We start from the raw sequence: 25,670 nt of genomic DNA on the forward strand, positions 1-25,670 counted from the left end.
CAATGCGCGGAGGATGTCCCGCTCCGTACCGTGGCCGTCATGGAAGCCCGCGACCCTGAGCTCAAGAAGGAGCTCGACGCCACCCTTCAGGCCCGTAACGAGCTGGGGGCGGACTACGAGCCCGCACTGATCGAATCGTTCCTCGAAAAGGTGGAGCAGCGCATGGACGGGATGACCGACCGCCATGTCCGGCGGCGACTCGCCGAGCAGCAGATGGTGGCCGCCCGCGGCGGTGGCCGGCGGCCCGCTGCCTCCGGGTCGGGGTTCGGCGAGCGCTTCGGGTTCGGTGTGGTCTCGCTGGTCCTCGCCATTCCACTGACCGCCATAGCCGTGGTGAACGCGGGCTTCGAGGGGCTGGTCGTCTGCTGGCTGGGCATCGTCGCGGTGAACGCGGTGCACGCCGCCCGGGGCTGGCCCTGGCCGGACCGGAAGCGGCGCGAAGCCTCCGACTGGGAGGAATGACCGGGGGCGAGGCCTCCGGCCGTTGGACATGACCGGGGACGAGGCCTCCGGCCGGTCGACATGACCGGGGGGACGCCGCCGACCGCTGGACAAAGCCGGGGGCGGTCCCGCCGGGGCCGAGCCACGCGAAAGAAGTATGTCGCGGGGACCGCCGCACCCCCGTTACCGGGGGGCGGGACGACGGCGGTCCCCGCGAGGGACACGTTCCGGGTCAGGGCCGGTCTCGTGTCCGGGCGTCCATGGAGGTCCGGGAGCCGCTCCGGAAGTCCTTGACGCCGACAACAGCCACTGTGCCGGACCCGTGTTAAGCCGGTGCTGCGCTGACGTGTCGCGCTCGTACCACTTTCGCGAACCCGCGCCTTCGCCGTCCGGCGCCGCCCCGCCGGACGGCCCCCGGCGTCGGCCCGGGTCCCCGCTTCACGCCCTTACTTCACGTCCTTCGAGAGGTACGCCAGCAGATCCTGCCTGCTCACGACGCCTGTCGGCTTGCCCTCCACCAGCACGATCGCGGCGTCGGACCCATTCGAACCGCTCAGCGCCGCCATCAGATCGGCCACCGGCTCGCCGGAACCCACCTGCGGCAGCGGGGAGGACATGTGCTTCTCCAGCGGGTCACCGAGCGAGGCGCGCCGGGTGAACAGCGCGTCCAGCAGCTCCCGCTCCACGACCGAGCCGATGACCTCCGCGGCCATCACGTCCGGGTGGCCGGCGCCCGGCTTCACGATCGGCATCTGCGAGACGCCGTACTCCCGCAGCACCTCGATGGCCTCGCCGACCGTCTCCTCCGGGTGCATATGGACGAGCGTCGGGATGGCGCCCTCCTTGTGCCGCAGGACGTCACCGACGCTCGCCGCGTCACCGCCCTGCTCCAGGAAGCCGTAGTCGTTCATCCACTCGTCGTTGAAGATCTTGCTGAGATAGCCCCGGCCGCTGTCCGGCAGCAGGACAACCACGACATCGTCCGGGCCGAGCCCCTCGGCGACCTTGAGCGCGGCCACGACCGCCATGCCGCAGGAGCCGCCGACGAGCAGGCCCTCCTCCTTGGCAAGGCGCCGGGTCATCTGGAAGGAGTCCTTGTCGGACACGGCGACGATCTCGTCCGTGACCGTACGGTCGTACGCCGTCGGCCAGAAGTCCTCGCCGACGCCCTCGACCAGATAGGGCCGGCCGGAGCCGCCCGAGTAGACCGACCCCTCGGGGTCCGCGCCCACGATCCGTACGCGCCCGTCGCTCGCCTCCTTGAGGAAGCGGCCGGTCCCGCTGATGGTGCCGCCCGTGCCGACGCCCGCGACGAAATGGGTGATCTTCCCGTCCGTCTGCTTCCACAGCTCGGGACCGGTCGTCTCGTAGTGCGAGCGCGGGTTGTTCGGGTTGCTGTACTGGTCCGGCTTCCAGGCCCCGGGCGTCTCACGGACCAGCCGGTCGGAGACGTTGTAGTAGGAGTCGGGGTGATCGGGATCGACGGCCGTCGGGCAGACGACGACCTCGGCGCCGTAGGCCCGGAGCACATTGATCTTGTCCGTGGAGACCTTGTCGGGGCAGACGAAGACGCACTTGTAGCCCTTGCGCTGGGCCACGATGGCGAGGCCGACGCCAGTGTTGCCGCTCGTCGGTTCGACGATCGTGCCGCCGGGCTTGAGCTCCCCGCTCTCCTCGGCGGCCTCGATCATGCGCAGGGCGATGCGGTCCTTCACCGAACCGCCGGGGTTGAAGTACTCGACCTTGGCCAGGACTGTCGCCTGAATGCCTTCGGTCACGCTGGTCAGCTTAAGCAGCGGGGTATTGCCAACCAGACTGATCATCGAGTCGTGGAATTGCACCGTAGTCTCCGGGGTCTCCGTGATGGTGCGGCCAGCGTATGCGCACACGCGTGAGATTGGGTGACAGTCCTTACGGGGCAGTTAGCTGGTGTGCGCACCCATACTCGTGCGTACGGCGGCTTGGAGGAGGTGGCTCGGACTGTGTCGAGGGCGAGGGTGGCGCGGCGGATCGCCGCGGGTGCGGCCTACGGAGGCGGCGGCATCGGTCTGCTGGGAGCGGCGGGCGTGGGGCTGCTGCTGGCGGAGGTCCAGTTGGCGAAGCGGTCGGTCGGCGGCGGAAGCGCCCCCGTACCGCCCAGCGGCGACGGCTGGTACGGACTGGCCTACGGGCAGACGGAGCCGCTGCGCATGGGCATGCTCGGCGACTCCACGGCCGCGGGACAGGGCGTACGGCGGGCGGGGCAGACGCCGGGGGCGCTGCTCGCCTCGGGGCTCGCGGCGGTCGCCGAGCGCCCCGTGGATCTGTGGAACGTGGCGCTGCCCGGGGCCAGGTCGGACGATCTGGACCGGCAGGTGACCCTGCTGCTGTCGGACACGGCCCGGGTCCCGGATGTCTGCGTGATCATGATCGGCGCCAATGACGTCACCCATCGGCTGCCCGCGACCCAGTCGGTGCGGTGTCTGGCGGCGGCGGTACGGCGGCTGCGTACGGCCGGGGCGGAGGTGGTCGTCGGCACCTGCCCGGATCTCGGCACGATCGAGCCGGTGTACCAGCCGCTGCGCTGGCTGGCCCGCCGGGTGAGCCGCCAGCTGGCCGCCGCCCAGACGATCGTGGCGGTCGAGCAGGGCGCCCGTACGGTCTCGCTGGGGGATCTGCTGGGCCCGGAGTTCGCGGCGAATCCGCGGGAGCTGTTCGGCCCGGACAACTACCACCCGTCGGCCGAGGGGTACGCGACGGCCGCGATGGCGGTCCTGCCCACGCTGTGCGCGGTCCTCAATCTGTGGCCGGAGACGGACCGGCTCGACGCGACCCGCGACGAGGACATGCTGCCGGTGGCGAAGGCTGCCTCGGCCGCGGCGTCCCAGGCGGGTACGGAGGTCACCGGCGCCCGTGCCCCGTGGGCCCTGCTGAAGCACCGTCGGCGTCGTCGTCTGCCGACAGCGGCGGAAGCGACACCGGCGGGAGCCGTCCCGCCAGGAGCGACACCGGCGGGAGCCGTCCCGCCGGGAGCGACCCCTCCGGACGTGCCCCCGGACGCCGAGGAGTCCCAGCACGTGGGCCGGGAGGCATAAGCGCCTGAGCAAGCGCTTGGAAAAGAGGTCCGCATCACATGTCCCGCCCGGTGCCCGCGACACTACGTACGGGTAACTTCCCAGGAGGACGCTCCCTCTCCGCCGGCTCACCCCCAGCTCATTCCCCTCCGCCCTCTCCCACCGCCCACTCCCGCCCGCTCACCCCCGTCATCTCCCCCGTGCCCACTCCCAGCCCCATGGAGCCGTGATGCCCGAAGCCGTGATCGTCTCTGCCGCCCGTTCCCCCATCGGCCGGGCCTTCAAGGGCTCGCTCAAGGAACTGCGGCCCGACGACCTGACCGCCACGATCATCGAGGCCGCGCTGGCCAAGGTCCCGGAGCTCGACCCCCGCGACATCGACGACCTGATGCTCGGCTGCGGCCTGCCCGGCGGCGAGCAGGGCCACAACCTCGGCCGGATCGTCGCCGTACAGCTGGGCATGGACCACCTCCCCGGCTGCACCATCACCCGCTACTGCTCCTCGTCCCTCCAGACCTCCCGGATGGCGCTGCACGCCATCAAGGCGGGCGAGGGCGATGTCTTCATCTCGGCCGGGGTCGAGATGGTCTCGCGCTCGGTGAACGGCTCCTCGGACGGCATGCCGGGTACCCACAACCCGCTCTTCGCGGACGCCGAGGCCCGCACCGCCGAGGTCGCGCAGAGCACGGGTGCCGGCTGGCACGACCCGCGCGAGGACGGTCTGGTCCCGGACGCCTATATCGCGATGGGCCAGACCGCGGAGAACCTGGCCCGTCTCAAGGGCATCACCCGCCAGGACATGGACGAGTTCGGCGTACGGTCCCAGAACCTCGCCGAGGAAGCCATCAAGAACGGCTTCTGGGAGCGCGAGATCACGCCCGTGACGACCCCGGACGGCACGGTCGTGGCGAAGGACGACGGCCCGCGCGCGGGCGTCACGATGGAGGGCGTCCAGGGCCTCAAGCCCGTCTTCCGTCCCGACGGCCTGGTGACGGCCGGCAACTGCTGCCCGCTCAACGACGGCGCGGCGGCACTCGTGATCATGTCCGACACCAAGGCGCGCGAGCTGGGCCTGACTCCGCTGGCCCGGATCGTCTCCACCGGTGTCACCGGCCTGTCGCCCGAGATCATGGGATACGGCCCGGTCGAGGCGTCCCGCCAGGCGCTCTCGCGCGCCGGGCTGAGCATCGACGACATCGATCTGGTCGAGATCAACGAGGCGTTCGCCGCCCAGGTCATCCCGTCCTACCGGGATCTGGGTGTGCCGCTGGAGAAGCTGAACGTCAACGGCGGCGCCATCGCGGTCGGCCACCCGTTCGGCATGACCGGCGCGCGGATCACCGGCACGCTGATCAACAGCCTTCAGTTCCACGACAAGCAGTTCGGTCTGGAGACGATGTGCGTGGGCGGCGGCCAGGGCATGGCCATGGTCATCGAGCGTCTGAGCTGAGCGGGACCGGGCTGGTTCGTAGCGGAGAGTAGTCGTGCGAGTCGGATAAGCGCACCTCAACCCCGACGATCCCCAGTTGTGACTGAATCTCCCCCAGGATGTGACCTGCACCCGGGGGAGGTTCATTCGCCCAGGTCAGAGCCTCATCCGCGGTAAACATAAGGCCCAAAGACCTGTCCAATTCGTGACGTAATGCACTGACGGGCGGCGCTCGCCCACGACAAGCTGAGGTAGGAAGTCGGGGGTATCGATCGGAATCGGGAGTAGTCAGTGAGCGCCATGTCTTTTGCCCTGCTGCTGACCACAGCCACCGCCACGGCCGTGGGCGTCGCCGCCCTGCACGCCGCCCACGGGCTGCGCAAGCAGGTCAGCGCGCTGCGCGCCGAACTGTCCGCGTCGACCCAGGGCGACTTCACCGCCGCCGTACCCCAGGCCAGGAGCGCCACCCACGCCGACGACATACGGACCGCCGTCGCCGAGGCTCTCGCCGAGGAGCGCGAGCGCGAGCTCGCCGAGGCGCGCGCCTTCTGGGCCGCCCAGGAGGCCCGGGACGCCGCCGACACCCCCTCGCTGCTGGGCGGGCTGCCCGGCTTCGGCACCGAGGAGAGCCCGTACTACGTGCCCCGCCAGGTGGATTTCACCGGGCTGGAGGCGCTGGACCTCGACGCCGCCGACGCACTCGAAGACTTCGCGGACTACCCGGAGCTGACCGAGGTCAGCGAGGTGAGCGGGGTGGGCGAGGCCGGTGAGTACGCGGAGGACTCCGCCGAGCTGGCCGCCGCCCGCCGCAGGCACCCCTCGCACCCCGACTTCGTGCCGGTGCAGGCCCCCGTCGTCACCGACCATGAGCGCACGGTGTCACGGCTCGACGAACTCGCCGAGACCGGTACGGCGCTCGCGGACGTACGTCCCGGCCCGCTGGGCACCCTCGACGTCTATGTCTTCGCCGACGGTACGACGCTCTGCATGACCCCGGGCCACCGCGAGACCGCCGAGCGGCTCGCCGGGGCGCTGCGGGAGGGCGAGGCCCCGTTCCTGCTGGGGGGTTCCGGAGTCTCCGGCGCGTACGCCCTGACCTTCTCCTGCGGCGGCGAGCACGTCTACATCCTCGCGGACCGCGTCATCGCGTCCCTCTGAGGGCCTCGGCCTCGGACAAGGGCCTCAGAGCCCGGCACGCACCGCCGCCCGCTCCACCGATCTCACGGCCTCGTCCAGTTCCGCCACGGACGGGGCCGTTCGCAATGCCTCCGCCAGATCCCCGGCCGCGACCGTGAGCTGGTCCGCGACCACGAAGACGCCGGAGTCCGGCATGATCCGGGGTTCCTCGCCAGGGTCGTCGAGCCGCTGGGCCCGTACCGAGAGTTCCCTGGCCAGAGCCAGCGCCTCGGCGGCGGCTCCGCGCTGGAGCCGGCTCTGCGGGGCGGCCCGCAACCGGTCGGCGAATCGGTCCACTGCGGCCGTCAGAGTCGTCGTATCGAGCACGCCGCGACCTTACGCGAACGGACAAGGGCCCCTCCAGGACTGTTGCCAACAGGCGAACGCTCAGGCACGGTGGCGTGAAGGACCAGTACGCGCAAGCGTCCGGAGGCGCCGATGTCCCTTGTCTTCTCCGAAGAGACCCATCGCAACATGCTCTCCCGCATCCCTCATTGCACCGGCAGAGAGATCTCCGACTGGCTTCGCACGGTCGAGGAAGGTCCGGCCCTCCTCCGTTTCGAGGAGAAGGTCAGCTGGCTGAGGGGCGAGCACAATCTCGCGTACGGACACGCGAAGGCGATCATCCACGAGTACGACCTGCGGCGGGCGGCCCGCCGCCTGCTCTGATCCGACACCAGAGACGTCATCCACCGCACGGCACAGCGCGAAGGGGTCCGCGGGCACAGTGCCCACGGACCCCTTCGCGCTGCTCGGCCTACCGCTCAGGCCGTGTGGCGTCAGTCGTTGCCTTGCAGGATGGAGAACAGCCGCAGCATCTCCAGGTAGATCCACACCAGGGTCAGTGTGAGACCGAAGGCCGCGAGCCAGGACTCCTCGCGCGGAGCGCCGTACGCGACGCCGTCCTCGACCTGCTTGAAGTCGAGCGCGAGGAAGCAGGCGCCGAGGATGATGCCGACGATGCCGAAGATGATGCCCAGACCGCCGCTGCGGAAGCCGAGGCCGTCACCGCCACCGAAGACGCTGAAGAGCAGGTTGGCGACCATCAGGAGCACGAAGCCCATGGCGGCGGCCATCACGAAACCGTAGAAGCGCCGGGTGACCCGGATCCAGCGCATCTTGTAGGCGACCAGGACGCCGACGAAGACCGCCATCGTGCCCATGACCGCCTGGACAACCACGCCGGGCGAGAGGTACGTGCTCACCGTGGAGCTGATCACACCGAGGAAGACACCCTCGAAGGCGGCGTACGCGAGGATCAGCGCGGGAGCCGGCTTGCGCTTGAAGGACTGGATCAACGAGAGGACCAGCGCCACGAGCGCGGCACCGATGGCGATGCCGTACGACTTACCGAGGTTGGCGGGGTCCACCGGCAGCAGGACCCACGACAGGACGGCGGTGAGCACGACCGTGCCCAGCGTCATGCCGGTACGGCTCACGACGTCGTCGATCGTCATGACGTCGGGGCGCGCGGGCGCCTGCGGGCCGCCGAGCTGGGTGCCCTGCTGCGGGGCATAGGGGTTGGTGGCGTACGGGTTGGTCGCGTACGGGTTGGTTCCTACAGCGGGGCCCCCGGCCTGCGGCGCCGCGTTGAAGCCCGCGTGGCCGTTGTCGCGGCTGAAGCCCCGTCGCGAGAAGACCGGGTTACTGCTCCTCATCTCACTCCTCCATGGCCGCCCTGCGCGGCCTTGGGACAAGAGTAATGGGAGCGCAAAGCGTACGCCCTAGTGCTCGGGGAGGATCTTTCCAGGATCGTGACGTCCGCTGGGTGCATCTCGTCACACCGGCTGTCATCCCGGCGGCCACTCCTGGGCGCTCCCGGATCATCGGAGCGCTTCCGGCCCGGCGCGTCCACCGGCGCCGGCCGGCCGGCCTTCGCCGGTGATGTGCCCGGAGCCGGACTTGAACCGGCACGCCCCCGAGGGGCAGCGAGGTTTAAGCTCGCCGTGTCTGCATTCCACCATCCGGGCAAGGCGCGCGACGCCGCGTTGGCACAGGAGCCTATCGGGGCACACCACTCGAACAGCCGAGCGGCTACCCGATGTTGTCTTATTTTATTGACGTCTGAGGGTGCGTCAGACCACGTAACGAGTCGTCGGCACATGCCCGGCGCGGGTGGTCATCCCCGACCGGGGCGTGCAGGAATGACGAAAAGTCGCCGCCCGGTCACGCATTTGGCATCGTCGCCGCGGACGCGCGGCACGGAGACTGCCTCGAACACGACCGCGAAGCGACTTACGGCGGATCCGTGTCAGGGGTCGTGTCATCCCCGAGGAGGAGGGCACGACTCGGCGGTCAGACCCAAGACGGCCCCGGGAACGGTTACCACGGCGGACGATTCGCGCCCCGCCCGCCATGAGGATGGAGAAGTCCTCACAGCGCACCGACAGGAGAGTCCTCCCGTGACCACCACCTCGCTCGCCCACCGCGCCACCGCCGTGGCCGCCCGCGCCTCCGATCTGTCGAAGGTCTACGGCCTGGGCGAGACCCAGGTGGTCGCCCTCGACCATGTCTCCGTGGACTTCCAGCAGGGAGAGTTCACCGCGATCATGGGCCCGTCCGGCTCCGGCAAGTCCACGCTGATGCACTGCGTGGCCGGCCTCGACAGTTTCAGCAGCGGTTCCGTACGGATCGGTGAGACCGAGCTGTCGACCCTCAAGGACAAGCAGCTCACGCAGTTGCGCCGGGACAAGATCGGCTTCATCTTCCAGGCGTTCAACCTGCTGCCGACCCTGACCGCCCTGGAGAACATCACGCTCCCGATGGACATCGCGGGCCGCAAGCCCGACAAGGCGTGGCTGGACAAGGTGATCTCGATGATCGGGCTCGCCGACCGGCTCGGCCACCGGCCCACCCAGCTCTCCGGCGGGCAGCAGCAGCGCGTGGCCGTCGCCCGCGCGCTGGCCTCCCAGCCCGAGATCATCTTCGGTGACGAGCCGACCGGGAACCTGGACTCGCGCTCCGGCGCCGAGGTGCTCGGCTTCCTGCGCAACTCCGTTCGGGAACTGGGCCAGACCGTCGTCATGGTGACGCACGACCCGGCGGCCGCCTCCTACGCGGACCGTGTCATCTTCCTCGCCGACGGCAGGATCGTCGACGAGATGCTGCACCCGAGCGCCGACGGGGTGCTCGACCGGATGAAGGCGTTCGACGCCAAGGGCCGTACGAGCTGACGCTCCGCCAACTCCGTTCCGCCCGTACGCCGGCCCCTGGGCCGTCACCGTCCGACCGGCACGACCGTACGGACCCGTGCGTGAGCGTCAACCCGCGTGAGCGTTAACCCGTACGGGGCGCTTCTCCCGTGCGTGGCCCTTGACCCGGCCCCTTGACGCGACCGTTCACCCGGCCGTTCACCCGTACGTGGCCCGCTCGTGCTGACGCTCCGGCAGTCGGCCCCCACATCCGCCCCCTCGGTCCGGTCCGTCGTGTCGGCCCGTCTGTTCGGCCTGCCCTCTCCGCCCACCTCACCAGGACTTCCACCATGTTCCGTACCGCTTTGCGCACCGTGCTCGCGCACAAGGCCAGGCTGCTGATGACGGTCCTCGCCGTCATGCTCGGCGTCGCCTTCGTCTCCGGCACCCTGGTCTTCACCGACACCCTCGGCAACGCCTTCCAGAACCAGTCGGCCAAGAGCTACAAGGACGTCGCCGTCGGCGTCACCGCGTACGACCATCGCGACACCGGCAACCCCGAGGACGCCAAGTCCGACCCCGGGGTCAGCCAGGAGACCGTCGGCAAGATCGGGGCCCTGGACGGGGTCGACTCCGTCACCGGGCGGGTCAACGGCTTCGCCGGGGTCCCCGATCCCGACGGCAAGCTGATCGGCGACGGCTGGGCCAACAACGGCTCCAACTTCGCGCCGGGCAAGAACGGCAAGGACCCCGCCTACACCTTCGTCGAAGGCTCGGGGCCCACCAAGGACACTGAGATCGCGCTCGACAAGGCGACCGCGACCGAGGGGAAGTACACGGTCGGCGAGCCGGTACGGGTCGCCTCCAACGGGCCGGTGAAGGAGTTCACCCTCACGGGTGTCTTCACCACGGACGACGGAGAGGTCAACGCGGGCGGCAGCCTGGTCCTCTTCGACACCGCCGTGGCGCAGAAGCTCTATCTGGAACCCGGCTTCTACAGCGATCTCACCATCACCGCCAAGGCCGGCGCCGCCGAGAGCGCGATCCTCGACCAGGTCGAGCCCCTGCTGCCGGAGAACGCCACGGCGAAGACCGGTGAGCGGCTCGCCTCCGACCAGGCCGATCAGATCGAGTCGAACCTGAGCGGCATCAACCAGATGCTGCTGGCCTTCGCCGCCATCGCGCTCTTCGTCGGCGTCTTCCTGATCTCCAACACCTTCACCATGCTGGTCGCCCAGCGCACCAAGGAACTGGCGCTGCTGCGCGCCGTCGGCGCCACCCGCCGCCAGGTCAAGCGCTCGGTGCTGGCCGAGGCCGCGGTGGTCGGCGCGATCGCCTCCACGATCGGATTCGTCCTCGGCATCGGGCTCGCCGTGGCGCTGCGCTCGGCGATGAACATGGCGGGCGCGAAGATGCCCGCGGGACCGCTGGTGATCTCGCCGACCGCCGTCGGCGCCGCCTTCGGTGTCGGGATCCTGATCACGCTGCTCGCCGCCTGGCTGCCCGCCCGCCGGGCCGCGAAGATCCCGCCGGTGGCCGCGATGAGCAGCGTGCACGGCGTGGCCACCACCAAGTCGCTCGTCGTACGCAACTCCATCGGCGGCGCGCTGGCCCTGCTCGGCGCCGCTGTGATCGTCGCGGGCGCCGGAGCCGGTTCCGACGGCCGGCTGCTCATCGGTGCCGGCGCGTTCCTGACGATGGTCGGTGTGATCGTGCTGATCCCGCTGCTGTCGCGGCCGGTCATCGCGCTGGTACGGCCGCTGCTGCTCGGGGTCTTCGGGGTGTCGGGCAAGCTGGCCGGGCTGAACGCCGTCCGTAATCCGCGGCGTACCGGCGCCACCGCCTCCGCGCTGGCCATCGGACTCACGCTGGTCACCGGGCTGACGGTGCTCGGGGTCACCGTCAGCCAGGCCGTGGACAAGATGACCACAGACAACATCAAGGCCGACTACATGGTGACGATGGCGGGCGGCGGACGGATGGACGAGTCCACGCTCACCGCGCTGGAGAAGGCGCCCGGCGTGAGCGCGGTCTCCCCTCAGATGGTCGCCTCGGTGGAGGTCAAGGACCGCTTCCACTCCGCCTCCGCGGTCACCCCCGGGGACATCGAGAAGGTCATCAACATCGCCTCGGTCTCCGGCTCGCTGGACACCCTCGCCCAGGGCGGGATCGCGGTGGCCGAGGACACCGCCAAGTCCAACGGCTGGAAGGTCGGTGACACCCTGTCGGTCACCTACAGCGACGGCAAGACCGGCAAGCTGAAGGTCGGCGCCACCTTCGCGAAGAACGAATTCCTCTCACCGGTGCTGATGTCGACCGAACTGGCCGCGGCGCACGAGTCCCGGATGTACATCCCCGAGGTGTGGGTGAAGATGGAGGGCGGCGCGAGCGACGCGCACGAGCAGGCGCTGGTGGACTCGCTGGGCAAGAACCCGGCGATCACCATCATGGATCAGCAGGACATCAGGAACCAGTTCGGCGGCCTCATCAACACCGCGCTGAACATCATGTACGGCCTGCTGGCCATGGCCCTGGTCATCGCGATCCTGGGGGTCGTCAACACGCTGGCGATGTCCGTCTTCGAGCGTCAGCAGGAGATCGGCATGCTGCGGGCCATCGGCCTCGACCGGACCAAGGTCAAGCGGATGATCCGGCTGGAGGCCGTGGTGATCTCGCTCTTCGGCGCGTTGATCGGGGTGGGTCTCGGATCCTTCGTCGCCTGGGCGATCGGTGAGACCGTCAAGGACCAGATCCCTGGTTACGCGCTGGTCATTCCGTGGGACCGGGTCGGGCTCTTCCTGGTGCTGGCCGGTGTGGTGGGTGTCCTGGCCGCGCTGTGGCCGGCGCGCAGCGCCGCGAAGCTGAACATGCTGACGGCCATCAAGACCGAGTAGCACGGGACCGGGCGGCGCACGGGACAGCGCCGCTCACGGGACGGAGCGGGAGAAGGCGGGAGAGGGCGGGACCCCAGGGCGGGGGCCCGCCCTCTCCCGCGTACTCAGGTGCCGGCGCAGTAGCGCATCAGATGATCGTGGTCGGCCCTGTACTGGTCGTGAATCGCGTCATTGTCGATCTTCAGCAGGGTCTCGTCATTGGAACGGAGCGCCTGCCACGAGTAGTTGTGGCTGCCGGTCCAGACGATCTTCTGGTTGGCGACACCGTCGTATGTACCGTTCACCAGCAGGTACTTGGAGTGCAGCCCGATCTTCGGCGCCCCGCTCGTGGGCGGGTCCTCCCAGCACTCCACGCGCTGGGTGAGCTTGCCCGAGACGATGGAGGTGACGGTCCTGCCGAGCGACGGTACGCCGACGCCTCCGCCGTTCGGATTGCCGTCGCCCGCCAGATACACCAGACAGCCCGCGTTCTTCATGGCCACGAGCTTGCTCGCGATCTGGTCGCGGTAGAAGAGGTTCGCCGCCATCCGCACCTCGGAGCGGTGCGTCGACGAGCAGGCGACCTTGTCGAGGACGAGCTTGACGGTGTCGGTGGCCGGGTCCTTCCGGTAGTCCGTGCCGGAGGTCTCCCGGCGCGGGAAGAAGTACGTCTTGTACGCGGGATCGGTCGCGCTGGACGGCGTCCGGAAGTACGTCGCGAGACCCGCGCCCGAGGCGCCGTACCTCAGCTGGTCGGAGAAGTACGCCGCGTAGTTGTCGTAGAGACCGGGATCGGCGATCGTCACGGCGTTGTTGAACAGGTCCGTGCGCTGGACGCCGGTCATATTGGCCGAGGTCTGCACGACGACCTTCTCCGCTCCTCCGGTGCGGGAGAAGAGGAAGAACTTGTTGTGGTTGATCGCCCGGCTGCCGATCGTACGGTTGCCGACGCACGAGCGGGTCGAGGGGCAGGACATCACCCAGGACGGCCTGGTCCGGTCGGTACCGAGGCCCGCCGCGAGGTTCTCGTACTCACCCCCGGCGGTGACCGTCTCGTGCGATTTGTAGTCCAGGATCGCCCGGACGGCGACGCCTCGTTCCTTGGCGGCGATCAGGGCGGTGCGGACGCGGTCGTCGGTGAAGGTGTACAGGGATACGGTGATCGAACTGCCCGCGGCGGCGCCGTCGACCAGCGAGACGACATGGTTCCTGATCCTGTCCCGCTCGGCAGGGGTGCCCGCGGGGTCGTTGAAGATCGCGCCGGTGGTGACCGGGGCGGCGGGGGCCCCGGCCGGTAAGGGGGACGGCGACGAGGCTTCGGGCTCGGCCTTGGACAGCGCCTCGGCGGGCTCGGCCTCGGACGGGGCGTGGAACTCGGACCCGTTGTCGCCGCTGTCCCCGCCCGCCCGGTTGTCCCCGTCGGCCCGCGCGGCGCCGGGAACGGCCACGACGGACATCAGGGCGACGGCCAGGCCCAACAGCTGGATTCCGCGCCGGCGACGGCGATGGCGGTGGTGGTGCACACCTGCCTCCTGTTCGGTTTCGGCTCAGGGAGCGCGTGAGAGGGCGCGTGAGGGAGCGCGTGTCGGAAACACCTACCGGGACACAGAAAACGGAGCCGCCGGGCAGGGGTGTGCCCAGCGGCTCCGTGATCCAGGCCCGGACGGCAGAACGTACCAATTCCCCCGCCCTCATCCGGGCCCACTCACCTCTTTGTCACCCGCACGATGTCCCGCGTCAGCCGCCCCACACACGCGCTCGCGCCGGCATCCCGGAGGCGCCGCTCTCCGGGGTCTTCACGGCCAGGATCTGGTTGACGCCGATCTTGTTCCGCTCGAAGGAGAGCGCGGACGCCGCCATGTAGAGGCGCCAGACGCGGGCGCGTCCGGCGGAGGTGCTGCGTACGGCCTCTGCCCAGTGGTCCTCCAGGTTGGCCACCCAGCGGCGCAGGGTCAGGGCGTAGTGCTCCCGGATCGACTCGACGTCGCGGACCTCGAAGCCCGCCTCCTCCAGCGTGGCGACCGTCCTGCCGAGCGGCGCGAGTTCGCCGTCCGGGAAGACGTACGCGTCGATGAACTCGTCGATGCGGTACTTGCTCTCGTCCTGCTCCGGCCGGCGGGCGATCTGGTGGTTGAGCAGCCGGCCGCCCGGCTTGAGCAGGGCGTACAGATCGTCCGCGTATTCGCGGTACTTGACCGAGCCCACGTGCTCGGCCATCCCGATGGACGAGATCGCGTCGTACGGTCCGTCCCTGACGTCCCGGTAGTCCTGGACCCGCAGCTCGATCCGGTCGGTGAGGCCCTCCTCGGCGACGCGCTTGCGCGCGTAGGCGGCCTGCTCCCGCGAGAGGGTGACGCCGGTGACGCGAACGCCGTACTCGCGGGCGGCGTGGATGGCCATCGAGCCCCAGCCGCAGCCGACGTCGAGCAGCCGGTCGCCCTCCTTGAGGGCGAGCTTGCGGCAGATCAGATCGAGCTTGTCGCGCTGTGCGTCCTCAAGGGTGAAGCCGTCGCCGTGGCCGTCGCCGCCGCCCCAGTAGGCGCACGAGTAGACCATCGAGGGGCCGAGCACCAGCTCGTAGAAGTCATTGCCCACGTCGTAGTGGTGGCTGATCGCCGCCCTGTCGCGGCGCTTGGTGTGCAGCGATCCGTGCCGCCGCCGGATCTCCTCGGCGGGCGGGGCGGGCGGCGGCCAGGGTCCCGCGATCTGTACGAGCCCGCGCGCGACGGCCCGCATACGGGGGTCGAGTACGGGGTGCGGCTCGTCCTTGGTGGCGGCGCCGCGCTCCCAGATGAGCCCGGCGAGCAGCCCCAGGGCCTCGAAGAGATCGCCCTTCACATCGATCTCCCCGGCCACCCAGGCGCGCGCGAGCCCCAGTTCGCCGGGTTTCCACAGGAGGCGGCGGAGGGCACGACGGTTACGGATGATCAGGGTCGGAGCGTCCGGGGGACCCGATTCGCTGCCGTCCCAGGCACGGATACGGACCGGGAGCGGGGCCCCCAGCAACTCTTCGGCAAGAGTGGTCAGCCGCAGTGCGGCGTCGGCCATTGCGTACACCTCCGTCATGAGGAATACCGGAAACGCTCAACACCACGTAAACACCGGTCGGGTGTGGTCGCAGTCCCGGCGACGCGCAATGAGACGGCAAAATACCTGCATCTACCACGCACTTTGGGATGGATGTGCGCCCTTTGCACCCCACCCCTGGGCGGCCCACCCCTGGGCGGCCCACCGAGCCCGGGGCACGCGAAAGGGCCGCCCGCACCACGGATGGCGGACGGCCCTTTCGGGGTTCGGCGCGGCGGCGTCAGGAAGCCTTCGCCTTCTCCGGCGCGGACGGCGCCACGGCTGCCGCCGGGGTCGGCTTGGCGGCCTCGTAGAACTCCTCGCGCGGCGTCTCCATGGCACCGAGCGAGACGACCTCGCGCTTGAGGAACATCGCGAGCGTCCAGTCGGCGAAGACCCGGATCTTGCGGTTCCAGGTCGGCATGGCCATGCCGTGGTAGCTGCGGTGCATGTACCAGGCCAGCCGGCCCTTGAGCTTGATCTTCATCTTGCCCATGACGACCATCGCGACGCCCTTGTGCAGGCCGAGTCCGGCGACCGCACCCTTGTTGGCGTGGCTGTACTCCTTCTGCGGGAAGCCCCGCATACCGGAGATCACGTTGTCGCCGAGGACCTTCGCCTGCCGCAGCGCGTGCTGCGCGTTCGGCGGGCACCAGGCGTTCGGGTTGCCGGCCTTGCGGCCGATGACGTCCGGGACCTGGGCGTTGTCGCCGGCGGCCCAGATGTAGTCGGTGCCCTGCACCTGAAGCTTCTCGCTGGTGTCCACATGGCCCCGGGGGCCGAGCGGCAGACCGTAGCGCGCGAGCGCCGGGTTCGGCTTGACACCGGCCGTCCAGACGATGGTGTTGGAGTCGACCTCAAGGCCGTTGTTGAGCACGACGTGGCCGTCCACGCAGGAGTCCATGCCGGTCTTCAGATAGACCTCGACACCACGGCTCTCCAGGTGCTCCTTGCCCCAGGCGCCCAGCTTCGGGCCGACCTCGGGAAGGATCTTGTCGGCGACGTCGACGAGGAGGAAGCGCATGTCCTCGCGCTTCACGTTCGTGTAGTACTTGGCCGCGTCGCGCGCCAGGTCCTCGACCTCACCGATGGTCTCCGCGCCGGCGAAGCCGCCGCCCACGAAGACGAAGGTCAACGCCTTGCGGCGGACCTCCTCGTCGGCGGTCGAGTCGGCCTTGTCGAGCTGCTCAAGGACGTGGTTGCGCAGCCCGATGGCCTCCTCGATGCCCTTCATGCCGATGCCCTGCTCGGCGAGGCCGGGGATCGGGAAGGTACGGGAGACGGCGCCGAGCGCGACGACGAGGTAGTCGAAGGGCAGCTCATAGGCCTCGCCGACGAGCGGCGCGACCGTGGCGACCTTGCGATCCTGGTCGATGGTCGTGACCCGGCCGGTGAGCACCTCAGCCTTGGGCAGCACGCGTCGCAGCGGGACGACGACATGCCGAGGCGAAATGCTGCCGGCGGCGGCTTCGGGGAGGAAGGGTTGGTACGTCATGTACGAGCGAGGGTCGACAACCGTGACGGTCGCCTCCCCGTAGCGCATCTTCTTCAGAATGCGACGAGCTGCGTACAGGCCTACGTACCCACCGCCTACAACGAGGATCCTGGGACGCTCCGTGGTGCTCATGCCATCGAGTATCCACCCCCCTCGGAGGGGGTGCTCGTGAGCCCCTTCACAAGGTAGAGGCCCCCTAGTGCTACACTGCGCGGCCCGCGTGATCGACATCATGGTCCAGCGGGGGAACCAGATGGCGGGTTTAGTCGTTGCCCACCCCTCGTGAGCTGGCCCTCAGCGCTCGGACGGGGGTGAACCGCGCCGCCTTGTTCATACGCGCGTAACGTGCCCGGAACCGCCCGGTATAAGGGCGCGGGGGCCCCTTGGGGCTAACAGACCGCCATCGGGAACAGCCCCACCACTCCCCGGGGCCGATTTCCTTGTGAAGAAGTTCACGAACTTTCTCGCGGCGGCCTCGGGGAGGGCTCGCAGCGCCTCCGGGAGCCCTCGGGGCGACGGGGCGGCCGATGCCTAGGGGAAATCGGCACGGGCCTTGTTGACCAGGCGGTTCAGGGGCGGGCCGCCGGCCGCCCAGTTGTCGTCGTCGAAGTTGAGCGTGCCTTCGGCACTGGTCACCGATACGACGCGGGGGAAGTCCTCATTGGCCCAGAACGCGAAGAACGCACTGCCCGAGGCACCATGGTCGACGCTCGCCGTCTCGGTGTCCATGTAGAGGCCGTCGCCTTCCTGCCCGACGATTCCCGGGTTGTCGGCGTCCTCGAACGACACCTGGTCCTGGAAGAACGGCACTTCGTCGTTCCCGAGGTCGTGCGGGTACGACACGTTGAACCAGAACGGCTTGTCGTCCCAGTCGTTGCTGTACGCCCGCGTTCCCATGAAGCCCAGCTGGTCGCCGAGCGGCCGGTCGAGCACGAAGACGATGTAGTCCAGCGAGACGCTGATCTCGTCGTCCGGGTTGTCCACCTCCCTGAACCAGTAGGTGCGGGTGGCGTTCGCGACCCCGAAGGGTGCCGCTCCTCGGTTGAACGACGGGGTGAACGCGACCGGGCTGAGGTTGGGGCCCGGCCAGTGCCAGTTCATGACGTGACTGGCGGTCAGCACATGGCGGGGACCGATCAGCGTGCCCGTCCCGACCTTCACCTCGGCCGAACCGGGGGCGACCGGGACCGTGACCCGGCCGACCGTGCTGAAGGGGTAGGCGAGGCTGTCCATCTCGACCCGCCGGTCGGGCTGGTACACGTTCAGTGGCCGGACCGGTCGGCCCTCGACCGGGCGCAGGCGCGTCGGCCGGTACCGGACGGGCTGGCCATGGCGCGCTCCTTCCCGGATCACCCGTTACTCCCAGTCTGGGCACGGCTGACGGGGCCCGCGACTGGGGCGCTGTCGCAGGGGATGCACAGGGGATACGCAGGGGGTGCACAGGGGTTACGCAGGGGCGGCCCACCCCGACCGCCCCTCCGCCCGAACCCCCGGCACGATCGTTGGCCGGTCGAGCGGTGGAGTCAGATCCACCCGCACTGCCGCGCGACACGGGCGGCCTCGTGCCGGTTGGCCACCTTCAGCTTGACCGTGATGTTCGACAGGTAGTTGCGGGTCGTCCCGGGTGCCAGGACCGCGCGTTGCGCCACCTCCTCGATAGGTGCCCCGTCCGCCGCCAGGGAGAGGATGTCCGCCTCTCGTTTGGTCAGCGGCGATTCGCCCGCCGAGATCGCGTCGGCCGCCATCTCCGGATCGATGTACCGGATGCCCTGGTGGACCATTCTGATGATGTCCGCCAGCTCCCTCGCCGATGTCGTCTTCGGTACGAACCCGCGGGCTCCCGCCAGAAGCGCCGGCTTCAGATATCCGGGCGCCGCGTGCGAGGTGACCACCAGGCAACCGATGGAAGGATGAGTCTGCTGTAAATCGCGTATGACGGCGATGCCATCCTTTCCCGGCATCTGGAGATCCAGTACGCAGATGTCAGGAATCAGCTTTCTGGCGAGTGCGGCCGCTTTGAGGCCGTTCTCAGCCTCTGCGACCACTTCCAGATCCTCCTCCGTCGCCAGCAGCGCGGAGAGTGCTCCGAGGATCAGCTTCTCGTCGTCGGCCAATAGGACTCGAATGGTCACAACTCATTCCTTTCCCAGGAGTGGAAGGGTGATGAGGAGCTGATAGACGCCGCGGGTCAGCAGCCCGTGCTCCAGTCGCCCTCCCAGCGGGGTGACGCGCTGTTCCAGGCCGACCAGTCCCGTCCCCTGTTTCGCGGACTGCTCGGGCAGGGAGTGCACGCCGTCGTTGACCACTTGAAGGGTCACTTCCCCCGCACGTGACGGGGTGAGGGTGAAGGTGCAGGCGGTCGCCTTGGGCGCGTGCCGCATGACGTTCGTGGCCGCCTCTCGTACGGCCCAGCCCAGCACCTCGCGCACCTCGTCAGGCAGCGGCGGACCGCCGTTGTCGTGGGCCACGGTGCACTGGACGCCCGAGGCATGCAGCAGTGATCGCGCACCGTCCAGTTCGTCATGGAGAGAAGGGGTACGAGCGGCGTTGACCACCGCCCGGATCTCGCTCTGCGCCTTCCGCGCCAGCGCCTCCACCTCCGCCAGTTCCTCCACCCTGCCCGTGCGGGTGGCGAGTTCCGACTTGAGGGCGATGACGGCCAGATTCCGGCCGAGGGTGTCGTGCAGATCGCGGGACATCCGCAGCCGTTCCTCGGCCACCGCGAGCAGTGCCGTCACCTCCGCCGCCGCTTCCAGACGCGCCATGACCGACACGGGCCAGAGCGTCGAATGGATGGCGAGGATGACGGTGGCGAAGACGACCGCGGCGGCCAGCGCCGCGGGCAGCGGACCGGGAAGAGCGAAGACAGCCGCCGCGGCGACGCACGCGACTCCCGTAAGCAGCCGCACGCGCGGTGTCAGATCGGCCACCGCCACGGCCGCGGGCACCACGGCCACGCCGGCGAGCGGTGCGATGTGTGCCTTCTCGAACAGCCCTGCCAGGGGAAGCACCCATAAACAGGCCAGCCACAACAGGGTGGGTGCCACGAGGACGAGAGGCGACACCCCGACGGGACGACCGGTCCACACGGACCGGATCAGCGCTCCCAGGTGACTGGCGTAGAGCAGCGATACGAGAACCAACGCGGGGTGAGGCGAGGGCAGTTCGGCGATGAGAAGGAACACGAGAGGGGGCGCCGCCAGACAGACGGCCAATGCCTGGCGTGCCTGTCTCGCGACCTTCGCGGCGTCGCGTCGTGTGGTGTTCATTCGCGCGGGTCCCAGCGGAAGACGCGGCGTGTCGCGGCTGCCGTGATCGCTGACCACGCCAGCAGGGTGGCGCATTTCACCAGCACCGATCCGACGGAACCACCTTCCCCGGTCCAGGCGGAGTTGGCGAGATCGACGGCGGGGGTGAGCGGGAAGAAGCGGAGCACCGCTGCCACCGGATCGGGGAACAGTTCGAGCGGCACGGCCGCCCCGGATGTCAGCAGCAGCACCAGCAGTCCGAGCGTCGCCACGCCCTGCGCCGCCTCCGACGTGCGGCAGGCGACACTGGAGAAGGCCGCGAGTCCGATACAGATCGGCAGGGAGAGCAACAGCGCGAGGACGGCGAGGTGCGGCAGCCCGGGTGCGCCTGTCGAGATGACCGAGAGCGCGACCGCGATGATGGCGAACTGCGCGACAGCGACGGCCAGATAAGGGATGGCGCAGCCGATCAGGATGATCGGATCGGTGACCTCACCCGTGCGCAGCCGCTTGAGCACCGCCTCTTCGCGGCGCACCACATAGACGGCCGTCAGGGGCGAGTAGACGACGAGGATGAGGACGACGGCGAGGGAGGTGGAGACCATCATCTGCCCGAGGCTCCGGCCGGTCTCCTCGCTGATGGAGAACTGGCTCACCGTGGCCAGCATTCCGCAGATGATCATCGCGGGGACGACCAGGACGTTGAACAGGTTCATCCGCGAGCGGGCGAACATCGCGAGCTCGGCGCGGCTCAGGCCCTTGAGCTGCTGTACGGCTTCGGCGGCGTAGGAGGGCGCGGGGGCAGCGGGAGTGGTCACAGCTGGGGTTCCGTTTCCGAGGCGCGGGCGATGTGCAGGAATGCCTCTTCCAGGGAGGCGGAGCGGGCGTTGAACTCTTCGAGCCGGATGCGCTGTGCGTCCGCCCAGGCGAGCAGCTGGAAGGTGGTGGCCTGTAGGTCCTGCGTCTGTAACTGCACCCGGGAACCGCTGTCGTCCACCGCGGTCGCCCGGAGCGCCTCCGCGGTCGGCAACTGGTGCGCGGGGACCCCTTGGGGCAGGCGGAAGCTGAGCGTGGAGGGGTGCGCGGCCACGATGCTGCCGACCGTTCCGGTTGTCGCGATCCGCCCCTGGTGCATGATCGCGAGTCGGTCGGCGAGTTGCTCGGCCTCCTCCAGATAATGCGTCGTGACCACCACGGTGGCACCCTGCTGGTTGAGCTCCTTGATGATCTTCCAGGTGTCGTGGCGGCCCTCCGGGTCCATGCCGGTGGTGGGTTCGTCGAGGAAGATCAGTTCGGGGCGGGAAAGCGTGGTCAACGCGAGGTCGAGGCGGCGCCTCTCGCCGCCGGAGAGGTTCTTGACGGTGACGGCGGCGCGATGGCCGAGGCCGACCATGGACAGGGCCTCGTCGATGGGGCGAGGGTTCGTGGTGCACGCGGACCACATGCGGAGGGTCTCGGTGATCGTCAGATCACGGGAGAATCCGCCCTGTTGAAGCATGATGCCCATCCGGCGGCGGGTGGTACGGCGTTGCCGGTACGGGTCCTCGCCGCCGAAGAGGCGGATGCGGCCCTTGGTGGGAGGAGCGAGTCCCTCCAGGAGCTCCAGGGTCGACGTCTTGCCCGCGCCATTGGTGCCCAAGAGGGCGAAGACCCGGCCGGCGGGTACGGCGAGATCGATGCCGCGCACCGCCATATAGCCGTCGGATCCGGTGCCGTATCGCCGCCATAGGTCTGTGGCCTCGATCACATTTTCCGTCTTAGTGATGTTCACATTCTCAAGCCTGGCAGTGAATTCACAGGTCAAGACGTTGGTTGAGTCATGGATTGTTCTGGCAAATGCCATAGACGGGCTATGACATTTGTCAAGTATTGGAATGATCACTTCAGGTTACCGATGTGACCTGCGTCATATTCACGCCTCTCGGGTGCTGCTTGTATGCAATGCGTGACCGGCCTCCCGGGTCAGGCGGGACGGGCGATACGCCGGAAGCGCTCGGTGCACGAGACCCCTCGTGCACATGAGGAGCGGCAGTTCCCTTCGTGACAAGTAGCAGCGACTAGGGAGTAGTAGCCATGCGCGAGATCACCGAGAGGGCCGAAGCGACGCTGTCCGAGACGGACAAGGGTCAGGTGTGTGTGGCCCAGCCACCGGTCCTGGCCACTCCCGCCGCCGTCGTGGCCCTGGCCGGCTGTGTCGTGGCGACTGCCGCTGTCAGAGGATGACCGACAACCAAGGAGAAATCGCCATGCGCGAGATCACTGTGAAGACCGAGCCGAAGCTCTCCGAGACGGACAAGGGGCAGATCAACGTGCAGCAGGCCCCGGTCCTGGCAACCCCCGTCGCCGCCGCGTTCGTCGCCGGCTACACCGTTGCCAAGGTCTTCGGCAAGTAACACCCCACCGCGCCCAACTCGCCGACAGGCAACGCGGGTAACGGTCTGACAAGCAGAGGTCTGCGTGCAGTGGAAGTGCACGCAGACCTCTGCCCACCGGAGAATACCGTCGCATGAGCCGCGGAGTGCCATCAATCCCCGTTCCTGGCTCCGAGCCGGTATCCCTCGCTCCGGGCGAAGCGGTCCCACGGTCCGTGTGACATCCCCACGGACCCGTCACCCCACCTCATCCGCCTTCTTCATCATCACCAGGGGAAGTGCACCATGCGACGACCCGGGCATCATCTGCGCCGGCTCACCCAGACCGTACTGAACCCCCCAAGCCTCTCCCGCGACCGGGCCCTGGGCATCTCCGAGCGCCTGGGTGCGCTGACCATCCTCAACTCGTCCCTGGAATACCTGACGCAGACGAAGCAGACGGACGCCGGCGGGCTGAGCGACTGGAATGTCACCCGTGACCTGAAGCGCGAATCCGGCCCGCTGCTGCGGAAGGTACTGGAGAGCGTTTCAGGGCGTCGTACCACCAAGGCGCTCCATGTCAGCCGTGCCCTCGGTGCCACAGTCCTGATGGCGCCGGGCAACCAGAAGTGGCGTGGCGCCGTCAGCCTCTACCTCGCCGCGAGCGGACTGCTCGTCTATTCCCGGCACCTCTACGGCACCGACGGTTCGGATCAGGTGTCGGTCATCGTGCAGGGGGCGACCGGCGCCGCGCGGCTCGTCCCGTCGGAGCCCGCCAAGGACGCCCTGGTCTGGTACATCGCGGCGCAGGCCAACCTTTCCTACGCCATCTCGGGGTGGGTCAAGCTCTTCGGAAAACAATGGCGCGACGCCTCTGCCCTGCCGGGGATCATGCGGACCCGCTCCTACGGCCACGCCGGAATGTGGACCTGGACGCAGAAGCACCCCAGGGCCTCGAAGCTGCTGACGCACTCCGTGCTGGCCCTGGAGTGCGGGTTCCCCCTGCTGTACGCCTTCGGCGGGCGCCTCACGCGCCCCGTGATCACGTCTGTCGTCCTCTTCCACGGTGCCAACGCCTATCTGATGGGCCTCGGCCGGTTCTTCACCGCCTTCACCTCCATGCATCCGCTCGTCGTCTACACCGCTGTCCCCAAGACGGACCCCGTCGGCGCCCGCCGGGACGACCGTCTCCTCCCACTGACCGCGGCGGCGCTGGGCCTGTCCACGGCGGGGGCCGTGCTGTCGGCGGTGCGGCGGCGCATGACGGTACGTCAAGGACCGTACAAGGGCGAGATGTTCACGGCACCTTCCGGGAACGTCCTCCAGTACACAACGCATGCCGAGGGCGACGCGGATCAGCCGGTCGTCGTGTTCGAGACAGGCCTGGTCGCCACACCCGAGTACTTCGCCTGGATAACCGACCACCTTGAGGACAACACCCGGCTGGGAGTGGTCAGTTACGCCCGCGCGGGCTACAACGGCTCGCTCCGCGACGTCTCGGGCCCGTACCGCCTGGATGAATCCGTGGCAGACCTGGCCGACCTGATCCAGGGGGTGGTGGCCCAGGGGCGCCCGGTGATCCTGACCGGCCACTCCCTGGGCGGGGAACTCGCACGGCGTGCCGCGCCACTCCTGGGCAACCGCCTGGACGGGGTGGTGTACATCGACCCCTCCCACCCCGCGGAACTGCTGCGCTCGACCCAGCAGGCGAAGACGGCCGACCGGCTGTCGGAGAGCTTCACGCAAATGAGGTGGTTCCTGGGGCTGGGCACGGGTGCGCTGATGTCCCGGCCCGATTGGGTCGAGGAACTGCCCGACCACGTACGCAAGAGGGTCTTCGCGCAGTACGGAGACGCCCTCTTGTGGCAGGCCGGGCGCCGTGAATGGGAAGCCGTGCAGGAGGACTTCCGGAGTTTCACCGGCGATCTGCCCCCCACCCCGGGCCGCGGCCTGGTCATCTCCGCTCAGCAGACCGTCGACAGAGACCCCGAACAACTGCTCATGCATGCCGAGCTCGCCCAAGCGCACCGGGAGGGCGCACACACCGTGGTGATCGAGGGAGCGGAGCACACCGGGGTGCTGACCCAGCCCGGACACGCCATCAAAGTGGCGGGCATCATCGCCGCCTTCGCCACCGCCACCGCCACCGAGGGCGCCGAGACTCGCGGGGAAGAGGTGGCACAGTGAAGATCGCCGACACTCTGCGGGACGCGCTCCGCGGTCCCGGCGCGGGCTGGCGGATCGCGGGAGCCGCCGTGCTCACCGCTACGGTCGCGGCCCAGCACCCAAATGATCTGTTCGACCGGATAAGGACGCGGGACGCCGTGTACCTGATACCGAACTGGCGCTTCTTCGCCCCGAATCCGGCCGTGCACGACTCCAACCTCCTCTACCGGACCCTGTCGTCGGACGACGACACCTCGCCGTGGACGGAAATCTCCCTGGCTCCGGACCGGACCGTGCGGCACATGATCTGGTTCCCCGACCGCAGAGCGGGCAAGGCGATCTTCGACGCCGGTGATGAAATCCTCCGCTACATCAACCGGGGGTTCTCGGTCGCCCAGCGGCTTCCTTCCTATCGCCTCCTGGAGAACTACTTACGCCGAGAGATCCGCGAGAGCGAGGGCGGGCACGCCATCAAGGGCTTCCAGTTCGCCTTCGCCCGAACCGCTGGATACGACACCAAAGAGGAGGCGGAGATGCTGTTCATCTCCCCCTACACCCCGATGGTCCCCCCGACGCGCCCGACACCGGCGGCCTGAGCCGCGGGGCCGGGCCACCCACCCCACTACCGCGCGGCGCGAGCGCGACCGATTCGTTCAATACGACGTCGCCACCGGCTTCGTACCATCGCGGCCATGGAGACAACGGCTTCGGCCTCGCGCCACATCAGCATCCACATCGACCGCCCTGTCGGGGCGGTCTACGACTACGCGTCGAACCCCGCCAACCTGCCCGAATGGGCTCACGGGCTCGGGCGCTCCATCACCAAGACCGACGGTCAGTGGATCGCGGAGTCGTCGCCCCTGGGCCGGGTCGTGGTCGCCTTCGCGCCGGAGAACGAGCTTGGAGTCCTCGATCACGATGTGACCCTGCCCTCGGGCGAGGTCGTCTATAACCCGGTGCGAGTGATCGCCGACGGCGCCGGGAGCGAGGTGGTGTTCACTCTCCGCCGGCAGCCGGGAATGAGTGACGAGGACTTCCAACGCGATACGGATGCGGTACTCGCCGACCTCACCACGCTCAAGGGGGTGCTGGAGGGCGCGTAGCGTTTCCGGGCTAGCGGTGGGGGTGAGGGCCGAGGGGTAGTCAGGGTGGGCCGGGGGGTTTGGGCTCGGGTGGGGGCCGCCCCTAGGTTTCAGTTTCGCGGTTCCGGGTCGGGCGTCAAGGGCGCTCCTTCGTCGCGT

General features: G+C 68.9%; 23 protein-coding genes and 1 tRNA gene. 12 read left to right on the top strand and 12 right to left on the bottom strand.

Annotated features, from left to right (window positions below):
• Nucleotides 1-39 precede the first annotated feature (39 nt).
• On the top strand, nucleotides 40-462 hold the full coding sequence (locus ABTZ59_RS25355) for a hypothetical protein (protein ID WP_351415887.1): 423 nt from the start codon (nucleotides 40-42) through the stop codon (nucleotides 460-462).
• Between the two features lie 425 nt (nucleotides 463-887).
• Here the strand turns inward: ABTZ59_RS25355 and ABTZ59_RS25360 are convergent, their stop codons facing one another.
• Nucleotides 888-2,282, bottom strand: coding sequence for a cystathionine beta-synthase (locus tag ABTZ59_RS25360; RefSeq protein WP_351415892.1), 1,395 nt, complete (start codon nucleotides 2,280-2,282; stop codon nucleotides 888-890).
• Nucleotides 2,283-2,438: 156 nt separating this feature from the next.
• Here ABTZ59_RS25360 and ABTZ59_RS25365 point away from each other — a divergent pair, with 156 nt between their 5' ends.
• From ABTZ59_RS25365 to ABTZ59_RS25375, 3 genes are all read left to right on the top strand, one after another.
• The gene (locus tag ABTZ59_RS25365) at nucleotides 2,439-3,515 is read left to right on the top strand and encodes an SGNH/GDSL hydrolase family protein (protein WP_351416011.1); all 1,077 of its coding nucleotides are present in this window, start codon (nucleotides 2,439-2,441) and stop codon (nucleotides 3,513-3,515) included.
• Nucleotides 3,516-3,723: 208 nt separating this feature from the next.
• Nucleotides 3,724-4,944: an acetyl-CoA C-acetyltransferase gene (locus ABTZ59_RS25370; protein ID WP_351415897.1), complete on the top strand. Its 1,221-nt coding sequence runs from the start codon at nucleotides 3,724-3,726 to the stop codon at nucleotides 4,942-4,944.
• A gap of 279 nt (nucleotides 4,945-5,223) precedes the next feature.
• Nucleotides 5,224-6,081 (top strand): hypothetical protein, encoded by an 858-nt coding sequence (locus ABTZ59_RS25375; protein ID WP_351416015.1) that lies wholly within the window; start codon nucleotides 5,224-5,226, stop codon nucleotides 6,079-6,081.
• Between the two features lie 24 nt (nucleotides 6,082-6,105).
• On the opposite strand, the gene ABTZ59_RS25380 is transcribed toward ABTZ59_RS25375, so the two are convergent.
• Nucleotides 6,106-6,426: a hypothetical protein gene (locus tag ABTZ59_RS25380; protein ID WP_351415900.1), complete on the bottom strand. Its 321-nt coding sequence runs from the start codon at nucleotides 6,424-6,426 to the stop codon at nucleotides 6,106-6,108.
• A gap of 111 nt (nucleotides 6,427-6,537) precedes the next feature.
• Between ABTZ59_RS25380 and ABTZ59_RS25385 the strand changes: the two genes are divergently transcribed.
• Entirely contained in the window at nucleotides 6,538-6,768 is a 231-nt protein-coding gene (locus tag ABTZ59_RS25385) for a DUF4287 domain-containing protein (protein WP_249952595.1), read from the top strand.
• 110 nt (nucleotides 6,769-6,878) lie between these two features.
• Here ABTZ59_RS25385 and ABTZ59_RS25390 read toward each other — a convergent pair whose 3' ends face one another.
• Entirely contained in the window at nucleotides 6,879-7,757 is an 879-nt protein-coding gene (locus tag ABTZ59_RS25390; protein ID WP_351415905.1) for a Bax inhibitor-1/YccA family protein, read from the bottom strand.
• Between the two features lie 229 nt (nucleotides 7,758-7,986).
• Nucleotides 7,987-8,069: transfer RNA gene (locus tag ABTZ59_RS25395), tRNA-Leu, on the bottom strand.
• 432 nt (nucleotides 8,070-8,501) lie between these two features.
• On the opposite strand from ABTZ59_RS25395, the gene ABTZ59_RS25400 reads away from it, so the two are divergent.
• Nucleotides 8,502-9,272, top strand: coding sequence for an ABC transporter ATP-binding protein (locus ABTZ59_RS25400; RefSeq protein ID WP_351415911.1), 771 nt, complete (start codon nucleotides 8,502-8,504; stop codon nucleotides 9,270-9,272).
• A 308-nt stretch (nucleotides 9,273-9,580) separates the two neighbouring features.
• Entirely contained in the window at nucleotides 9,581-12,124 is a 2,544-nt protein-coding gene (locus ABTZ59_RS25405; RefSeq protein WP_351415916.1) for an ABC transporter permease, read from the top strand.
• A 104-nt stretch (nucleotides 12,125-12,228) separates the two neighbouring features.
• Here ABTZ59_RS25405 and ABTZ59_RS25410 read toward each other — a convergent pair whose 3' ends face one another.
• The 8 genes from ABTZ59_RS25410 to ABTZ59_RS25445 form a co-directional block, all read right to left on the bottom strand.
• The gene (locus ABTZ59_RS25410) at nucleotides 12,229-13,626 is read right to left on the bottom strand and encodes a phospholipase D-like domain-containing protein (RefSeq protein WP_351415919.1); all 1,398 of its coding nucleotides are present in this window, start codon (nucleotides 13,624-13,626) and stop codon (nucleotides 12,229-12,231) included.
• Between the two features lie 214 nt (nucleotides 13,627-13,840).
• Nucleotides 13,841-15,151 carry a class I SAM-dependent methyltransferase gene (locus ABTZ59_RS25415; protein WP_351415926.1) on the bottom strand — a complete coding sequence of 437 codons (1,311 nt, stop codon included), beginning with the start codon at nucleotides 15,149-15,151 and terminating at the stop codon, nucleotides 13,841-13,843.
• 259 nt (nucleotides 15,152-15,410) lie between these two features.
• On the bottom strand, nucleotides 15,411-16,796 hold the full coding sequence (locus tag ABTZ59_RS25420; RefSeq protein WP_249952601.1) for an NAD(P)/FAD-dependent oxidoreductase: 1,386 nt from the start codon (nucleotides 16,794-16,796) through the stop codon (nucleotides 15,411-15,413).
• A gap of 399 nt (nucleotides 16,797-17,195) precedes the next feature.
• Nucleotides 17,196-18,017: a trypsin-like serine peptidase gene (locus ABTZ59_RS25425; protein ID WP_351415931.1), complete on the bottom strand. Its 822-nt coding sequence runs from the start codon at nucleotides 18,015-18,017 to the stop codon at nucleotides 17,196-17,198.
• Between the two features lie 170 nt (nucleotides 18,018-18,187).
• Nucleotides 18,188-18,796 (bottom strand): response regulator, encoded by a 609-nt coding sequence (locus tag ABTZ59_RS25430; RefSeq protein ID WP_351415935.1) that lies wholly within the window; start codon nucleotides 18,794-18,796, stop codon nucleotides 18,188-18,190.
• 3 nt (nucleotides 18,797-18,799) lie between these two features.
• Nucleotides 18,800-19,933 carry a sensor histidine kinase gene (locus ABTZ59_RS25435; RefSeq protein ID WP_351415942.1) on the bottom strand — a complete coding sequence of 378 codons (1,134 nt, stop codon included), beginning with the start codon at nucleotides 19,931-19,933 and terminating at the stop codon, nucleotides 18,800-18,802.
• Nucleotides 19,930-20,730: an ABC transporter permease gene (locus ABTZ59_RS25440; RefSeq protein WP_351415946.1), complete on the bottom strand. Its 801-nt coding sequence runs from the start codon at nucleotides 20,728-20,730 to the stop codon at nucleotides 19,930-19,932. Before ABTZ59_RS25440 ends, ABTZ59_RS25435 begins: the two co-directional genes overlap by 4 nt.
• The gene (locus ABTZ59_RS25445) at nucleotides 20,727-21,605 is read right to left on the bottom strand and encodes an ABC transporter ATP-binding protein (protein WP_503003620.1); all 879 of its coding nucleotides are present in this window, start codon (nucleotides 21,603-21,605) and stop codon (nucleotides 20,727-20,729) included. The genes ABTZ59_RS25440 and ABTZ59_RS25445 overlap by 4 nt, the downstream gene beginning before the upstream one ends.
• Before the next feature lie 380 nt (nucleotides 21,606-21,985).
• Here ABTZ59_RS25445 and ABTZ59_RS25450 point away from each other — a divergent pair, with 380 nt between their 5' ends.
• The 5 genes from ABTZ59_RS25450 to ABTZ59_RS25470 all read left to right on the top strand — a co-directional run bounded on the left by ABTZ59_RS25450 (nucleotide 21,986) and on the right by ABTZ59_RS25470 (nucleotide 25,532).
• Entirely contained in the window at nucleotides 21,986-22,135 is a 150-nt protein-coding gene (locus ABTZ59_RS25450; protein ID WP_351415954.1) for a hypothetical protein, read from the top strand.
• A gap of 23 nt (nucleotides 22,136-22,158) precedes the next feature.
• Entirely contained in the window at nucleotides 22,159-22,305 is a 147-nt protein-coding gene (locus ABTZ59_RS25455) for a hypothetical protein (RefSeq protein ID WP_351415958.1), read from the top strand.
• A 264-nt stretch (nucleotides 22,306-22,569) separates the two neighbouring features.
• Entirely contained in the window at nucleotides 22,570-24,450 is a 1,881-nt protein-coding gene (locus ABTZ59_RS25460) for an alpha/beta fold hydrolase (protein WP_351415963.1), read from the top strand.
• Nucleotides 24,447-25,025: a hypothetical protein gene (locus ABTZ59_RS25465; RefSeq protein WP_351415966.1), complete on the top strand. Its 579-nt coding sequence runs from the start codon at nucleotides 24,447-24,449 to the stop codon at nucleotides 25,023-25,025. Before ABTZ59_RS25460 ends, ABTZ59_RS25465 begins: the two co-directional genes overlap by 4 nt.
• 96 nt (nucleotides 25,026-25,121) lie before the next feature.
• The gene (locus tag ABTZ59_RS25470; RefSeq protein ID WP_351415972.1) at nucleotides 25,122-25,532 is read left to right on the top strand and encodes an SRPBCC family protein; all 411 of its coding nucleotides are present in this window, start codon (nucleotides 25,122-25,124) and stop codon (nucleotides 25,530-25,532) included.
• Nucleotides 25,533-25,670: the final 138 nt, after the last annotated feature.

The organism is Streptomyces sp. NPDC094034 (assembly GCF_040303865.1).
Taxonomy (GTDB): domain Bacteria; phylum Actinomycetota; class Actinomycetes; order Streptomycetales; family Streptomycetaceae; genus Streptomyces.

Excerpts from the sequence above, each read along its gene's own strand:
- ABTZ59_RS25455 (WP_351415958.1), top strand. The coding sequence starts at position 22,159 with ATGCGCGAGATCACTGTGAAGACCGAGCCGAAGCTCTCCGAGACGGAC.
- ABTZ59_RS25435 (WP_351415942.1), bottom strand. The coding sequence starts at position 19,933 with ATGAACACCACACGACGCGACGCCGCGAAGGTCGCGAGACAGGCACGC.
- ABTZ59_RS25370 (WP_351415897.1), top strand. The coding sequence starts at position 3,724 with ATGCCCGAAGCCGTGATCGTCTCTGCCGCCCGTTCCCCCATCGGCCGG.
- ABTZ59_RS25415 (WP_351415926.1), bottom strand. The coding sequence starts at position 15,151 with ATGGCCGACGCCGCACTGCGGCTGACCACTCTTGCCGAAGAGTTGCTG.
- ABTZ59_RS25445 (WP_503003620.1), bottom strand. The coding sequence starts at position 21,605 with ATGGCGGTGCGCGGCATCGATCTCGCCGTACCCGCCGGCCGGGTCTTC.
- ABTZ59_RS25460 (WP_351415963.1), top strand. The coding sequence starts at position 22,570 with ATGCGACGACCCGGGCATCATCTGCGCCGGCTCACCCAGACCGTACTG.
- ABTZ59_RS25385 (WP_249952595.1), top strand. The coding sequence starts at position 6,538 with ATGTCCCTTGTCTTCTCCGAAGAGACCCATCGCAACATGCTCTCCCGC.
- ABTZ59_RS25420 (WP_249952601.1), bottom strand. The coding sequence starts at position 16,796 with ATGAGCACCACGGAGCGTCCCAGGATCCTCGTTGTAGGCGGTGGGTAC.
- ABTZ59_RS25375 (WP_351416015.1), top strand. The coding sequence starts at position 5,224 with ATGTCTTTTGCCCTGCTGCTGACCACAGCCACCGCCACGGCCGTGGGC.
- ABTZ59_RS25355 (WP_351415887.1), top strand. The coding sequence starts at position 40 with ATGGAAGCCCGCGACCCTGAGCTCAAGAAGGAGCTCGACGCCACCCTT.
- ABTZ59_RS25405 (WP_351415916.1), top strand. The coding sequence starts at position 9,581 with ATGTTCCGTACCGCTTTGCGCACCGTGCTCGCGCACAAGGCCAGGCTG.
- ABTZ59_RS25450 (WP_351415954.1), top strand. The coding sequence starts at position 21,986 with ATGCGCGAGATCACCGAGAGGGCCGAAGCGACGCTGTCCGAGACGGAC.
- ABTZ59_RS25390 (WP_351415905.1), bottom strand. The coding sequence starts at position 7,757 with ATGAGGAGCAGTAACCCGGTCTTCTCGCGACGGGGCTTCAGCCGCGAC.
- ABTZ59_RS25470 (WP_351415972.1), top strand. The coding sequence starts at position 25,122 with ATGGAGACAACGGCTTCGGCCTCGCGCCACATCAGCATCCACATCGAC.